The sequence below is a fragment of the Tessaracoccus yangjingae genome (genome assembly GCF_055326235.1).
On the sequence record NZ_JBUZNN010000002.1, the window covers coordinates 267,326 to 280,651 of the forward strand.

The window sequence follows — 13,326 nt, forward strand, 5'->3', positions numbered from 1 at the left end:
CGTGGGGCTGCGCCAGACCCATCGGGTTCCGCGTCAGGAGAGGTTCCCGAGCTCCTCCAGAGCCTTGGCCAGGCGCCGCTCCCTCGTGGCCTCCTGCTTCGCCTCCGCGATCCCGCGGGCCAGCTCCTTGCGCCGCGTGTAGCTGAGTGCGTCCCAGGCCCGTTGGAGCGCAGCGTCGGCGGCCAGCGCATCGGCCAACGGGTGGGGCACGTCGACGGTCCGCTCCGCCTCGTCCGCGGCGATCGTCACGTCCACCTCGTCGCCGATCTCCACCCCGAGTGCGGCCCTCGCCGCCCTGCTCAGCCCGATGCACGCCGTCCCGCCCATGCGGGTGATCCGGAGCCGGGCGGACGCGTCGCCGATCGTCACGACGACCGGCGGCGTCTTCGACGGCGACACCGCCGCGGACTCCTCGTCCGTCAACTCGATGGCCCCGGCAGGCCCGAAGGCGACGATGGTGGTGCGCAGTTCGATCATGGCCACCAGTGTGCCGCGGTGGACGGTCTGCGCGACCGGCTTGGCTGGCTGGCGGATCTGGTGCCGACTACGACACCAGAACCGCCACCTAGTAGTCGCCGACGGCAGCCCTGCGTGCACGCGGTCGGCGCGGCTGGAATTGTCAGTGGCGCCAACCATGCTGGGTGAATGAGAAATGAGCAGCATCCTGACCTCCTCAAGTTCCGACTGAAGTACCGCCCCTTGGAAGACGCTGCGATGGCGGGTGAGTGGCTGTGGGGACGGTGGCTGGATCGAAAGACCGGGCTCGTCGTCGCCCAGAACAACGCGATCGAGGTTCCGTTGGTGGTCACCGACACGTTGCGCGTTGCCCGAGACCCCGAGGGTGGCTGGCGGATGGTCGAGGTGGTGCGCGTCGCGGAGTTCCATGCCACGTGGACCACCTTCGACAGTCCAGTGACCACTCACGCGGCACAGCAGGTCTACGACGGCTGGGTCCGTGACGGATACGCGATCCACACCGAGGGCAGCTCCCGAGTCATGGTGACTGCGTGGCAGGAGTCGATGGGCATGGAGCAGATCCTGGCGGTTCTGCAGCCCGCGTTCGGCAACGATGGCTGGACGCTGTGGCACGTCTTCACGCCGACGGAGCGGCTTGCTGAGATTCAACATCGAGTGGACCTGCGGTCGCCTTCTATGAAGAGCAGGTCGTGATCGCCGGGGGGAGTCCCTCGTGCCGTCGAGACTGGGCGGCTAGCGGGCGGCGAGCACCTCGGCGACGTAGTCCACGTCCTTGTCGCCGCGACCCGACAGGTTGATCAGCACGATCGCGTCCTTCGGCATCGACGGCGCCAGGCGCATGGCGTGGGCCACCGCGTGGGAGCTCTCCAGGGCGGGGATGATGCCCTCGGTGCGGCACAGCAGCTGGAACGCGTCGAGGCACTCGGCGTCGGTGGCCGACACGTAGGTGACGCGTCCCGACTCCTGCAGGAACGCGTGCTGCGGGCCCACGCCGGGGTAGTCCAGGCCCGAGGCGATGGAGTGCACCGGGGCGGGCTCGCCCCCGGCCGTCTGGATCACCTTGGTGGCCATGCCGTGCAGGACGCCGTCGGTGCCGGTGGTCATGGTGGCCGCGTGCTCGCCGAGCACCTCCACGCCGCGCCCCGCCGGCTCGACGCCGTACAGGGCCACGTCCTCGTCGTCGAGGAACGCCGTGAACAGGCCCATCGCGTTGGAGCCGCCGCCCACGCAGGCCGCGACAGCATCAGGCAGGCGCCCCTCCGCCTCCAGCATCTGGGCGCGGGCCTCCCGTCCGACGATGGCCTGGAAGTCGCGCACCATCGACGGGTAGGGGTCAGGACCCACCACCGAGCCGATGCCGAAGAACGTGTCCTCGAAGTCGCGCGCGTAGGTGGAGAACGCGGAGTCGACGGCCTCCTTCAGCGACGCGCCGCCCTCGGTGACCTCCACCACCTTGGCACCGAGCAGCTGCATGCGCACCACGTTCGGGTGCTGCTTGGCCACGTCGATGGCGCCCATGTGGATCTCGCACTCTAGGCCGAGCAGCGCGGCCGCGGTGGCCAGCGCCACGCCGTGCTGGCCGGCGCCGGTCTCGGCGATCAGCTTCTTCTTGCCCATGCGGCGGGCCAGCAGGCCCTCGCCGAGGCAGTGGTTGATCTTGTGCGACCCGGTGTGGTTGAGGTCCTCGCGCTTGAGGTAGACCTTGGCGCCGCCCAGGTGCTCCGTCAGGTTCTCGGCGAAGTGCAGCAGCGACGGGCGCCCCACGTAGGCCTTGAGGAGGTGGGCGTACTCCTCCATGAAGGCGGGGTCGTTGCGGGCCTCGGCGTAGGCGGCCTTCACCTCGGCGATGGGCTCGACGAGGTGGGGCGGGAGGTAGGCGCCGCCGAACCGCCCGAAGTAGCCTGCCTCGTCCGCCTGAGAAAAGTTCGTCACGCGGCAGAACATACTTGATCCGGCGCGTTGCCGCCGTCGATCCATCCGCTGGACCCGGTGCGATCTCCGTCGGGCGCACTGACACACTGGGCCCGTGCGCGTCTACAACTTCTCCGCAGGTCCTGCCATGCTTCCGCTCGACGTCCTCGAGCGTGCCCAGTCCGAGCTCACCGACTGGCTCGGGTCGGGGATGTCCGTGCTGGAGGTCAGCCACCGCGGCAAGGACTTCGTGGCCTGCGCGGCCGCCGCCGAGGAGCGCCTGCGGGAGGTCATGGGCGTTCCCGCGAACTACCGCGTCCTCTTCCTCCAGGGCGGCGCCATGGGGCAGTTCGCCGGCATCCCCATGAACCTCACCGCGCCTGGTGACCTCATCAACGTGCTCCACACCGGGCAGTGGACCAAGAAGGCGATCTCGGAGGCGAAGCGGCAGGGGCTCACCGTCGACGTCATCGCCGACGAGGCCGCGTCGAACTACACCACCACGCCCGCCGCCGGCAGCTACGAGGTGGATCCGCGGGCCAGGTACTTCTACTACACGCCCAACGAGACCATCGGCGGCGTCGAGTACTCCTACGTCCCCGACGGCGGCGCGGTGCCCCTGGTGGCGGACATGAGCTCCACCATCCTGTCGCGGCCGGTCGACGTCGAGCGTTTCGGCCTGATCTTCGCCGGCGCCCAGAAGAACATGGGCCCGGCCGGGCTGTGCGTGGTCATCGTGCGCGACGACCTCGTGGGCCACGCCCGCGCCACCACGCCGTCGATCTTCGACTACGCCCAGATGGCCGCGAGCGACTCGATGCTCAACACGCCGCCCACCTTCAGCGTCTACCTGCTCGGGCTGATCCTCGAATGGGTCCAGTCCCTCGGCGGGCTCGAGGCCATGGCCGCCCGGAACTCGGCGAAGGCGGAGAAGCTCTACTCCTTCATCGACGCCTCGGAGTTCTACTCCAACCCTGTCGCCGCCGATTCGCGCTCCTGGATGAACGTGCCGTTCGTCACCGCCAAGCCCGAGGGGGACAAGGCGTTCGTGGCGGAGGCCGCAGCCGCCGGGCTGACGAACCTCGCCGGCCACCGCAGCGTCGGCGGCATGCGCGCCTCCATCTACAACGCCATGCCCATGGAGGGCGTCGACGCGCTGATCGACTTCATGGCCGACTACGAGCGCCGGAACGCCTGACGTGACCTACCGGGTCCAGACCCTCAACGCCATCAGCGCCCACGGGCTGGCGCAGCTCCCGGCTGAGTTCTACGTGGTCGCCTCCGACATCGCGGACCCGGACGCGCTGCTGGTCCGGTCTGCCAACCTCAACAACCGGGAGATCCCCGCGTCCGTTCTGGCGGTCGCCCGCGCCGGGGCGGGCACCAACAACGTGCCGGTGGCGGAGCTGAGCGCCCGGGGAGTCCCGGTCTTCAACACCCCCGGCGCGAACGCCAACGCCGTCAAGGAGCTGGTGCTGGCGGGCCTGCTGGTCGGCGCCCGCAACATCGTGCAGGCGGTCGAGTTCAGCCGGTCGCTCGACGGGACCCCCGACGAGGTCGAGGAGCTCGTGGAGAAGGGCAAGAAGGCGTTCGTGGGGTTCGAGCTCCCCGGCCGCGTCTTCGGCGTGATCGGACTCGGCGCCATCGGCGTCCAGGTGGCCAACGCGGCCGCAGCCCTGGGCATGCGCGTGCTGGGCTACGACCCGCAGATCACGGTGGGCCACGCCTGGAAGCTGTCGGCCACCGTCGAGCAGGCCACCTCCATCGAGGAGGTCCTCAGGCGCTCCGACGCCGTGTCGCTGCACGTCCCCCTGGTGGCGGGCACGCGCGGGCTCATCAACGCCGACCGCCTGGCGCTCATGAAGGCCAAGGCGCTGCTGCTCAACTTCTCCCGCGCGGCGATCGTCGACGAGGAGGCCGTGGTGGAGGCGCTGGACCGGCACCGGCTGCGCGGCTACATCTGCGACTTCCCCTCCCCGCTGCTCAACCACCACCCGGCCGTGGTCGCCACGCCCCACCTCGGGGCGTCCACCGGCGAGGCCGAGGACAACTGCGCCGTCATGGCCGCCGCGCAGCTGCACGCCTACCTCGCCAACGGCGACATCACCAACTCGGTGAACTTCCCGGAAGCCGTGCTCGCCCGCTCAGAGTCGACGATGCGCCTGGCGATCGCCAACGCGAACGTGCCCAACATGGTGGGCCGCATCTCCACGCTGCTGGCCGACGCCGGGCTCAACATCGCGGACCTCCTCAACAAGTCGCGCGGCGAGCTGGCCTACACCGTCATCGACGTCGAGGGCGCCGTCCCCGAGTCCCTCGCCACCGAGATCCGCGCCATCGAGGGCGTCCTGTCGGTGCGCGTGATCTGAGCCTGTGACGCCTACAGTGGGATGAACCACAGGGAGGTGTGCGGGTGACGGACTTCATGTCGATCTTCCAGCCGGGGCTGGAGTACGTCCGGCGGCAGCGCGACCTCGACAAGATCCTCGTCGTCGAGGAGGACCAGGGAGCTCCGGGCCCCAAGCCGCTCGACCTCGAGTCCGGCTCGGTCGTGATCACGTTGCCGCCGGCGGAGGGTTCGCCGTCAGCGGACTGACGCGTCGTCGGAACCGACGGTGGGTACCGTTGCAGGCGTCAGACAGCAATTCAAGGAGTTCCGCATGGATCCGAGCCGCATCGTCCCCGACGACCAGATCTGGGACGCGATCAAGCGCGAATGCGCGGAGGCCGCGGCCCACGAGCCGCTGCTCGCCGGGTTCCTGCACACCGTCGTCCTCAGCCAGCCGGACCTGGAGGACGCACTCAGCCTGATCCTGGCAGCGAAGCTCGACAACACCACACTGCCCGCGCTCAGCCTCCGCGACATCATCCACGATGTGATCCTCGACGACGAGTGCATCCAGCGCGCCATCCGCGCGGACCTGCAGGCCGTGGTCTCCAGGGATCCCGCGTGCCCCGGCTACGCGAACCCGCTGCTCTACTTCAAGGGCTTCCAGTCCATCCAGGCCTACCGGGTGGCGCACTTCTACTGGATGCACGACCGCAAGCCCCTGGCGCTCTACCTGCAGAGCCGGATCTCGGAGGTGTTCGCCGTCGACATCCACCCCGGCGCCCGGATCGGGAAGGGGATCATGTTCGACCACGCCACCAGCGTGGTGATCGGCGAGACGGCGGTGGTCGAGGACGACTTCTCCATGCTCCACGAGGTCACCCTCGGCGGCTCCGGCAAGGAGGGGGGAGACCGGCATCCCAAGATCGGCCGCGGCGTGATGATCGGCGCCGGCGCCAAGGTGCTGGGCAACATCCGCGTCGGCGAGGGCGCCAAGATCGGCGCCGGTTCGGTGGTCCTGCACGAGGTGCCGCCCCACACCACCGTCGCGGGCGTGCCGGCGAAGATCGTCAACGTGCCGGCGTCGGCGCTGCCCGCCTTCGACATGGACCAGAGCATCGACGACGAGGACGAGGCACGACGGGCCAAGGTGGCGCAGGACTGGTAGACGACCCGCCACATTCGGCGGGATCTCTACCGCGCCCCCCACCTGCGGCGATACCGTGAGCCATGCGCATCAACGACGTCATCGCCAGCAAGGGCTCCACTGTCATCACCGCCCGCTCTGACCAGAGCGTCGCGGACCTCGTGAAACTCATGACCCACCATCGCATCGGCGCCGTCGTCATCACCGACGACGGTGACACGGTCACCGGCATCGCGGGGGAGCGCGACGTGGTGCGCGCCCTCGGCGAGCGCGGGGCCGCGGCGCTGGAGGCCAGCATCGGCGAGATCCTGGACCGCGACGTGCACGTGTGCGTCCCCGACGACGACATCGCCAGTGTCGCGGCGGCCATGACCGAGTACCGGACCCGCCACATGCCGGTGGTGCAGGAGGGTCACTTCGTGGCCATCGTCAGCATCGGCGACATCGTCAAGAGCCGCATCGACCAGCTGCAGACGGAGCAGGAGCACCTGATCAAGTACGTCCAGGGCTGATCCCCGCTCAGCTCTGACCGCCGTCCACCCAGGCGACGCGTTCCCCGGCGAGCTCCTCGACGACCCGAGAGGTGCCCGCCGGGTGAACGGCGGCCACGAGGCCGCCGAGCACGCGGGTCTCGAAGCCCTCGCGCGCCGCGTCGATCGCGGTGGCCCGCACGCAGTAGTCGGTTGCGATGCCGCACACGTCCACGTGCGTGATGCCGTGCTCGCCCAGCCACTGCGCCAGACCGGTCCCGTCGTCCCCACCCCCCACGGTGCCCTCGAACCCTGAGTACGCGGCGGCGAAGGAGCCCTTGTCGAACACGGCGTCGAAGCCGAACTCCCGCAGCGCCGGGTGGAGCTCCTGCCCGGGGGTGCCCACCACGCAGTGGGGCGGCCAGCTGTCCACGAAGTCGGGGGTGTCGGAGAAGTGTGCCCCAGGATCGATGTGGTGGTCGCGCGTGGCCACCACCCGGCGGTACCCGTGATCCCCGGCCAGCAGCGCCGCCACCGCCTCGGCCACCGCGTTGCCGCCCTCCACTCCGAGCGCGCCCCCCTCACAGAAGTCCACCTGCACGTCCACAACGATCAGAGCCCTGGTCACGTCGATCCCTCCCGCTTCGGTCCAGCCAGCCTAACGCGGTAGCCTCACGCGCATGGAGCGACGCATCCACGTGACGGCGGTGGTGCTCCGCGACCCCTCCGGCAACGTGCTGCTCGTGCGCAAGCGCGGCACGACGATGTGGATGAACCCCGGGGGCAAGCCCGAGGAGGGGGAGACGCCTGAGCAGTGCGGCGCCCGCGAGGTCCGCGAGGAGCTGGGCCTCGACCTGGATCACCGGCGTCTGGTGCCGTTGGGGCTGTTCGAGGCGGCCGCGGCCAACGAGCCGGACCACACCGTGGTGGCGCACGTCTTCGCCTGGCCCGAGGCCGTCGTCGGCCCCGTGCATCCCGCGGCCGAGATCGACGCTGTGCGCTGGTCATCGGCCGCCGAGGCACTCGGGGGGACGGATCCGACGCTCGCCCCGCTCTACACGGGGGAGATCGCGCCGCTGCTGTAGCTGACGTGGAACTGAACGCCGAGGACCCCGAACCTGCCTGGCTCTGCTCACACCTCGACGTGCATCGCGACCGTGTGGGTACCGCCCGCGGGGATGTTCACCGCGTTGTCCTGCACGCAGCCGTACTCCACGCAGGCGAACGCGGTCCACTCCCCGCTGGCGACCTCGCGGCCACCGGGGCCCGGGTTCCACACGATCACGCTGGCCGCGCCGTCGGCGGAGAGCGCGATGCTGCGCACCGGGTCCCGCAGGGTCAGGTCAGGAGCGCCCGAGTAGACGCGGTCCAGGTGCCGCCCGACCGGGACGGGCACGTCCTCCACCGCCACGGCCGCGTCGACGGCGAAGTCGCGGAACGGCACTCCCTCCAGGCCCGTTACCGACGCGCCTCGGGCGTCGACCGCGAAGTACGGGTGCAGCGCGCAGTCCACGACGACGTCGCGCGTCGGGCTGGCCACGGTGAGCTCGACGGTGAGCCGCTCCCGGCTCATCCGCACGTCCAGGCGGTACGCGAGATCCGGCGGGTAGAGCTCGGCCCCGGGCAGGTGCGCGACGCCGGGGGAGTCCAGCGTGAGCACCACCCGGGCCCCGTCGTCGCTCTGCTCCAGCAGGTCCAGAGCCCAGGGCACGCGTGCCACCAGGCCGTGGCTGAACGGCACGTCGGCCCCCGCGCGGCCCGTCCCGAACCACGGCGCGCACACCGGGATCCCGCCCTGCCACATGTGCCCGACACTCAACCGGGCCTCTCCGGACATCCACAGCACCTCGCCGTGGCCGGCCGGCTCCCAGGACAGCACGCAGGCGCCCAGCTCCGCGACGCGCCCCCGCCCCCAGGTGCCGTGCAGCTCGTGAATGGTCATGCCCGTCACGCTACCCCCGCGACACCCGCCCAGCAGCCCATACGATGGCACCATGCCGACCATCCGTCCCGCCCAGAGCCGAGACCTGCCGGCCATCACCGACATCTTCAACGAGGCAGGCGTGGGCACCACGGCCTCCTACGCGCTGGAACCCGTGACCGTGGCCGACCGACGGGCGTGGTTCGAGCGGCTCACCGGCGCGGACTTTCCGGTCCTCGTGCTCGAGGACGACGGCGAGGTCATCGGCTACGCCAGCTACGGCCCGTTCCGCCCCCTGGCCGGCTACGCGCACACGGTCGAACACAGCGTCTACATCCGATCGGGCCGCCGCGCCGCGGGCGGCGGGCGGATGCTCATGCTGGCCCTCCTGGACTACGCGAGGGGAAGGGGCGTGCACGTGATGGTGGGCGTCGTCGACGGCGCCAACGAGGACTCGCTGGCGTTCCACCGCAAGCTGGGCTTCGTCGAGTCGGGGCGCCTGCCGGAGGTGGGTCGGAAGTTCGACCGGTGGCTCGACGTGGTGTTCATGACCCAGCTGCTGTGACCGCGCACCGCGCGGCCACTAGCATGTCGTCATGGCTTTCCACGCTGACGCGAGCGATCTGACCCACAAGGAGATACTGACGTGGGAGGGGTTCGGGGCGGCGCAGCGCGAGCTGGCCGGCCTCGTCGCGGAGTCCGGGTTCGAACCGTCGATCATCGTGGCGGTCGCGCGGGGCGGCATGCCCGTTGCGGGCGGCCTCACCTACGCCCTGGGCGTCAAGCTGACCGACGTCATCAACGTGGAGTTCTACACCGACGTGGAGCAGACACTGCCGGACCCCATCCTGCTGGCGCCGATGATGGACACCGAGTCCATCGCCGGCAAGCGGATCCTCGTCGTCGACGACGTGGCGGACTCCGGCCGCACCCTGGGGCTGGTGATCAAGCTGCTGCGCGGCTTCGGGGCGGACGTGCGCAGCGCCGTGCTCTTCGCGAAGTCGCGCACCCTCGTCGATCCCGACTTCGTCTGGAAGCGCACCGACGAGTGGATCGTCTTCCCCTGGTCCGCCGATCCGCCCCTCACGGCCGCCCAGCGCTGAGCATCTGCCCAACCTCGGCGTGGACCCACGGCAACAGGTGGGAACCGCCGCGATCCGGGGAAGGGCACAGGATATTGTGATCCTGCACATCGGCGCCGCGGCCATGCCCGCTCGTCGCAGATCACAGTTAGGAACTGAAAACGTGACCCTTGAGTGGACCGAACAGGACTCCCGAGCCGTCGACACCGCCCGCATCCTCGCCGCCGACGCAGTCGAGAAGGTTGGCAACGGACACCCCGGTACGCCCATCTCGCTCGCGCCGGTGGCCTACCTTCTGTACCAGAAGGTGATGAACACCGATCCCACCGACGACCTCTGGCTCGGCCGCGACAGGTTCGTGCTGTCGGCGGGTCACGCGTCGCTGACGCAGTACACGCAGCTCTACCTGGGCGGCCTCGGGCTTGAACTCGAGGACCTGAAGGCGCTGCGCACGTGGGGCTCCAAGACGCCCGGCCACCCCGAGTACCACCACACCAAGTTCGTGGAGTGCACCACCGGCCCCCTCGGCGCCGGCATCTCGAACGCCGTCGGCATGGCCATGGCCGCCCGCCGCGAGCGCGGCCTCTTCGACCCGGAGGCCCCCGTCGGCGAGTCGGTGTTCGACCGCCAGATCTACGTGATCGCGGGCGACGGCTGCCTGCAGGAGGGCGTCTCGTCCGAGGCCTCCTCCCTGGCCGCCACGCAGAACCTGGGCAACCTGACCCTCATCTACGACGACAACCGCATCACCATCGAGGGTGAGACCGACATCTCGTTCACCGAGGACGTCAACGCCCGCTACGAGGCCTACGGCTGGCACGTGCAGAGCGTGGACTGGACCAACGGCGGCACCGAGTACCGCGAGGACATGGACGCCCTGTACGCGGCCATCGAGGCCGCGAAGGCCGTCACGGACAAGCCCAGCTTCATCAAGCTCACCACCGTCATCGGCTGGCCGCTGCCCAACAAGCAGGGCATGCACGCCGTGCACGGCTCCAAGATCGGCGCCGACGAGATCGCCGCCCTCAAGGACGCACTGAAGTTCCCGCAGGAGCCCTTCGCGGTGGACCAGGCCGTCGTGGACCGCGCCCGTGCCAACGCTGCCGAGCGCGGCCGCGCGGCCCGCGCCGCCTGGGACGAGAAGTACGCCGCCTGGGCGGCCGCCAACCCGGAGCGCGTGGCGCTGCTGGAGCGCGCCGCGGCCCGCAAGCTTCCCGAGGACCTGAGCCTGCCGGTGTTCGAGGAGGGCAAGAAGTCCACCCGCGCCGCCTCCGGTGAGGTGCTCTCCGCGCTCGCGTCCCAGCTCCCCGAGCTGTGGGGCGGCTCCGCGGACCTGGCCGGCTCCAACAACACGACGATGAAGGGCGAGCCCAGCTTCCTCCCCGAGGAGCGCGTCACGCACGACTGGCCCGGCAACCCCTACGGCCGCACGCTGCACTTCGGCATCCGCGAGCACGCCATGGGCGGCATCCTCAACGGCATCAACCTCTCCGGCCTCACCCGCGCCTACGGCGGCACCTTCCTGGTCTTCGCCGACTACATGCGCCCGGCCGTGCGCCTCGCCTCCATCATGGGCGTCCCCACGGTGTTCGTGTGGAGCCACGACTCGGTCGGCGTCGGCGAGGACGGCCCCACCCACCAGCCCATCGAGCACCTCGCCTCGCTGCGCGCCATCCCCGGCCTCGACGTCGTCCGCCCGTCGGACGCCAACGAGACCTCCGTCGCGTGGGGCGAGATCCTGCGCCGCTCGGACCGCCCGGCCGGCATCATCCTGTCCCGCCAGGACCTGCGCACCATCCCGCGCGGCGAGAAGTTCGCCTCCGCGGAGGGCGTCGCCAACGGCGCGTACGTGGTGAGCGAGGCCGACGGTGAGGTGGCCGTGATCCTGCTGGCCTCCGGCTCCGAGGTGGAGCTGGCGCTGGCCTCGCAGGAGGCGCTGCAGGCCGAGGGCATCGCCACCCGCGTGGTCTCCGTGCCCTGCCAGGAGTGGTTCGACGAGCAGACGGCCGAGTACAAGGAGTCCGTCCTGCCCGCGGCCGTCACGGCCCGCGTGAGCATCGAGGCCGGCATCGCCATGGGGTGGTCCAAGTACCTCGGCGCCAAGGGTGCCTCGGTCAGCATCGAGCACTTCGGCGCGTCGGCGTCGGGCAACAAGTGCTTCGAGGAGTTCGGCTTCACCGTGGCCAACGTCGTGGCCACCGCGAAGTCGGTCCTCTGAGCCGCACCTCCACCGCTTGCCGGCGGCGTTTCCTCATCCGAGGGGGCGCCGCCGGCGGCGTCTATGCTGGGCGGCATGGGCATCAAGGATGTGGTGGGCAATCTCGTCGGTGACAAGCCGATCGTGCTGGAACTCGACATGGCCCGCGGGGTGCTCGTGGCCAGGCCCACCAACCCCGTCCAGGCGATCCAGCTGATCAACAGCGCCACCCTCGGGGCGCTCCGCCAGCATCTCGCGGACGCGGCCGATGACCCCCGCGTCGTCGGCCTCATCGTGCACTCCGTACCGTCGCAGACCCTCCTGGCCCACATCGAGGAGATCGCCGGCCTGGTCGAGACGTTCGGGCAGAAGAAGCAGACCATGGCCTGGGCCGAGTCCTTCGGGGAGCTGTCCGGCGGCCTCGCGGCCTACCGCCTCGCCGTCGCGGCGGACCAGATCTGGGTGCAGCCCACGGGCATGTTGAGCATCGGGGGAGTCGAGCTCAACATCACGCTGCTGCGTGGGCTGCTGGAGAAGGTGGGCGTGGAGCCGCAGTTCGGGCAGCGCCACGAGTACAAGACCGCCGCGGACAGCTATGCGGCAGATCACGTCACCGAGGCCAACCGCGAGATGATGACGCGCCTGGGCCAGTCGCTGGTGGACGGGATCGTCGAGGCCGTCGCGCGCCGTCGAGGGCTGTCGGCCGAGCAGGTGTGGGAGGGCGTCAACGGGGCGCCGGTCACGCCCGAGCGCGCGCTCGAGCTCGGACTGATCGACAGGATCGGCTACCGCGACGAGGCCTACGCCGAGACCCTGGAGGCATGGGACGCGCGGCCCGAGCATCTGCTGTTCGCGCAGCGCTACACCTCGAAGGCCGCGCTGAAGCGGAAGCTGCAGCGGGGGCAGGCGAAGGTCGCGGTGGTCTCCGTCCGCGGCGCCATCGTGACCGGTCGCGGTCAGCGCAGCCCCATGGGCGGCGAGCAGGCCGGGGCGGACGTCGTCGACGAGCACCTCCGCGCCGCGCTGCGCGACGACGACGTGAGGGCCGTGATCCTCGACGTCGAGTCGCCGGGCGGGTCGGCCGTCGCCTCGGACTTCATCAGGCGCTCCGTCCTGCGGCTGCGCGAGTCAGGCAAGCCGGTGGTGGCGCAGATGGGCCATGTCGCGGCCTCGGGCGGCTACTACGTGGCCATGCCGGCCGATGAGATCGTCGCCCACGCCGCCACGCTCACCGGCTCCATCGGCGTCCTGGGCGGCAAGATGGTCACCCAGGGGCTCTACGACAAGCTCGGACTCATCCGCGAGGCCATCCCCATCGGGGAGAGAGCATCCTTCCTGTCGGACGCCTCGCGGTTCTCCGACGAGGACTGGGCGCGCCTCGACGCCTGGCTGGACCGGGTCTACCTGGACTTCACCACCTTCGCCGCGCAGGACCGGGGCATGGAGTACGCGCAGCTGGAGGCCCTCGCCCGAGGGCGGGTCTGGACGGGTGCCGATGCCAAGGACCGCGGGCTCGTGGACCACATCGGGGGCCGGCGGGTCGCGGTGGAGCGCGCGTGCGCGCTCGCGGGGCTGGATCCCAATGACGTCAAGCTGGCCCACCAGGGGGATTCGGGGGTGCTTGCGCTGATCAGGCCCGCCACGTCCAGCGAGACCTCCGCCGGCGGCGTCGGTCTGCCGGACGGCGAGTCCGTCCTGGCGGGGCTCGCGGCACGGGTGGGCCTGCGCGGCCACGGCGTGCTCAGCCTGCCCTGGTCGCTGCGGGTGCGCTGAGCGCCGGCATTTGGGGGCG

General features: G+C 70.5%; 15 protein-coding genes. 11 read left to right on the forward strand and 4 right to left on the reverse strand.

The features are described from left to right. Nucleotides 1-33: 33 nt before the first annotated feature. A complete protein-coding gene (locus ACZK5D_RS04105) occupies nucleotides 34-477 on the reverse strand; it encodes a YdeI/OmpD-associated family protein (RefSeq protein ID WP_463664363.1) in 444 nt (147 codons plus the stop codon). Between the two features lie 168 nt (nucleotides 478-645). On the opposite strand from ACZK5D_RS04105, the gene ACZK5D_RS04110 reads away from it, so the two are divergent. Next, nucleotides 646-1,170, forward strand: coding sequence for a hypothetical protein (locus ACZK5D_RS04110; protein ID WP_463664364.1), 525 nt, complete (start codon nucleotides 646-648; stop codon nucleotides 1,168-1,170). 39 nt (nucleotides 1,171-1,209) lie between these two features. On the opposite strand, the gene trpB is transcribed toward ACZK5D_RS04110, so the two are convergent. After that, complete coding sequence (gene trpB / locus ACZK5D_RS04115) at nucleotides 1,210-2,409, reverse strand: tryptophan synthase subunit beta (RefSeq protein WP_463664365.1); 1,200 nt, start codon at nucleotides 2,407-2,409, stop codon at nucleotides 1,210-1,212. Between the two features lie 94 nt (nucleotides 2,410-2,503). Here trpB and serC point away from each other — a divergent pair, with 94 nt between their 5' ends. From serC to ACZK5D_RS04140, 5 genes are all read left to right on the forward strand, one after another. Further along, a complete protein-coding gene (gene serC / locus ACZK5D_RS04120; RefSeq protein WP_463664366.1) occupies nucleotides 2,504-3,586 on the forward strand; it encodes a 3-phosphoserine/phosphohydroxythreonine transaminase in 1,083 nt (360 codons plus the stop codon). 1 nt (nucleotide 3,587) lies between these two features. Next, the gene (locus ACZK5D_RS04125) at nucleotides 3,588-4,757 is read left to right on the forward strand and encodes a phosphoglycerate dehydrogenase (protein ID WP_463664367.1); all 1,170 of its coding nucleotides are present in this window, start codon (nucleotides 3,588-3,590) and stop codon (nucleotides 4,755-4,757) included. A 44-nt stretch (nucleotides 4,758-4,801) separates the two neighbouring features. Next, complete coding sequence (locus ACZK5D_RS04130) at nucleotides 4,802-4,984, forward strand: DUF6191 domain-containing protein (protein WP_463664368.1); 183 nt, start codon at nucleotides 4,802-4,804, stop codon at nucleotides 4,982-4,984. Nucleotides 4,985-5,048: 64 nt separating this feature from the next. Beyond that, the gene (gene cysE, locus ACZK5D_RS04135; RefSeq protein ID WP_458996271.1) at nucleotides 5,049-5,885 is read left to right on the forward strand and encodes a serine O-acetyltransferase; all 837 of its coding nucleotides are present in this window, start codon (nucleotides 5,049-5,051) and stop codon (nucleotides 5,883-5,885) included. A 62-nt stretch (nucleotides 5,886-5,947) separates the two neighbouring features. Beyond that, nucleotides 5,948-6,376, forward strand: coding sequence for a CBS domain-containing protein (locus tag ACZK5D_RS04140; protein ID WP_463664369.1), 429 nt, complete (start codon nucleotides 5,948-5,950; stop codon nucleotides 6,374-6,376). Between the two features lie 7 nt (nucleotides 6,377-6,383). On the opposite strand, the gene ACZK5D_RS04145 is transcribed toward ACZK5D_RS04140, so the two are convergent. Then, complete coding sequence (locus ACZK5D_RS04145) at nucleotides 6,384-6,962, reverse strand: isochorismatase family protein (protein ID WP_463664370.1); 579 nt, start codon at nucleotides 6,960-6,962, stop codon at nucleotides 6,384-6,386. Between the two features lie 52 nt (nucleotides 6,963-7,014). On the opposite strand from ACZK5D_RS04145, the gene ACZK5D_RS04150 reads away from it, so the two are divergent. After that, nucleotides 7,015-7,419, forward strand: coding sequence for an NUDIX hydrolase (locus tag ACZK5D_RS04150; RefSeq protein WP_463664371.1), 405 nt, complete (start codon nucleotides 7,015-7,017; stop codon nucleotides 7,417-7,419). Nucleotides 7,420-7,466: 47 nt separating this feature from the next. Here the strand turns inward: ACZK5D_RS04150 and ACZK5D_RS04155 are convergent, their stop codons facing one another. Beyond that, nucleotides 7,467-8,276, reverse strand: coding sequence for an aldose epimerase family protein (locus tag ACZK5D_RS04155; RefSeq protein ID WP_463664372.1), 810 nt, complete (start codon nucleotides 8,274-8,276; stop codon nucleotides 7,467-7,469). A gap of 52 nt (nucleotides 8,277-8,328) precedes the next feature. Here ACZK5D_RS04155 and ACZK5D_RS04160 point away from each other — a divergent pair, with 52 nt between their 5' ends. The 4 genes from ACZK5D_RS04160 to ACZK5D_RS04175 all read left to right on the forward strand — a co-directional run bounded on the left by ACZK5D_RS04160 (nucleotide 8,329) and on the right by ACZK5D_RS04175 (nucleotide 13,307). After that, complete coding sequence (locus ACZK5D_RS04160) at nucleotides 8,329-8,820, forward strand: GNAT family N-acetyltransferase (protein ID WP_458996276.1); 492 nt, start codon at nucleotides 8,329-8,331, stop codon at nucleotides 8,818-8,820. 31 nt (nucleotides 8,821-8,851) lie between these two features. Further along, nucleotides 8,852-9,358 (forward strand): phosphoribosyltransferase, encoded by a 507-nt coding sequence (locus ACZK5D_RS04165; protein ID WP_458996277.1) that lies wholly within the window; start codon nucleotides 8,852-8,854, stop codon nucleotides 9,356-9,358. Between the two features lie 103 nt (nucleotides 9,359-9,461). Further along, a complete protein-coding gene (gene tkt, locus ACZK5D_RS04170) occupies nucleotides 9,462-11,555 on the forward strand; it encodes a transketolase (protein ID WP_463664536.1) in 2,094 nt (697 codons plus the stop codon). Nucleotides 11,556-11,630: 75 nt separating this feature from the next. After that, on the forward strand, nucleotides 11,631-13,307 hold the full coding sequence (locus ACZK5D_RS04175) for a S49 family peptidase (RefSeq protein ID WP_463664373.1): 1,677 nt from the start codon (nucleotides 11,631-11,633) through the stop codon (nucleotides 13,305-13,307). Nucleotides 13,308-13,326: the final 19 nt, after the last annotated feature.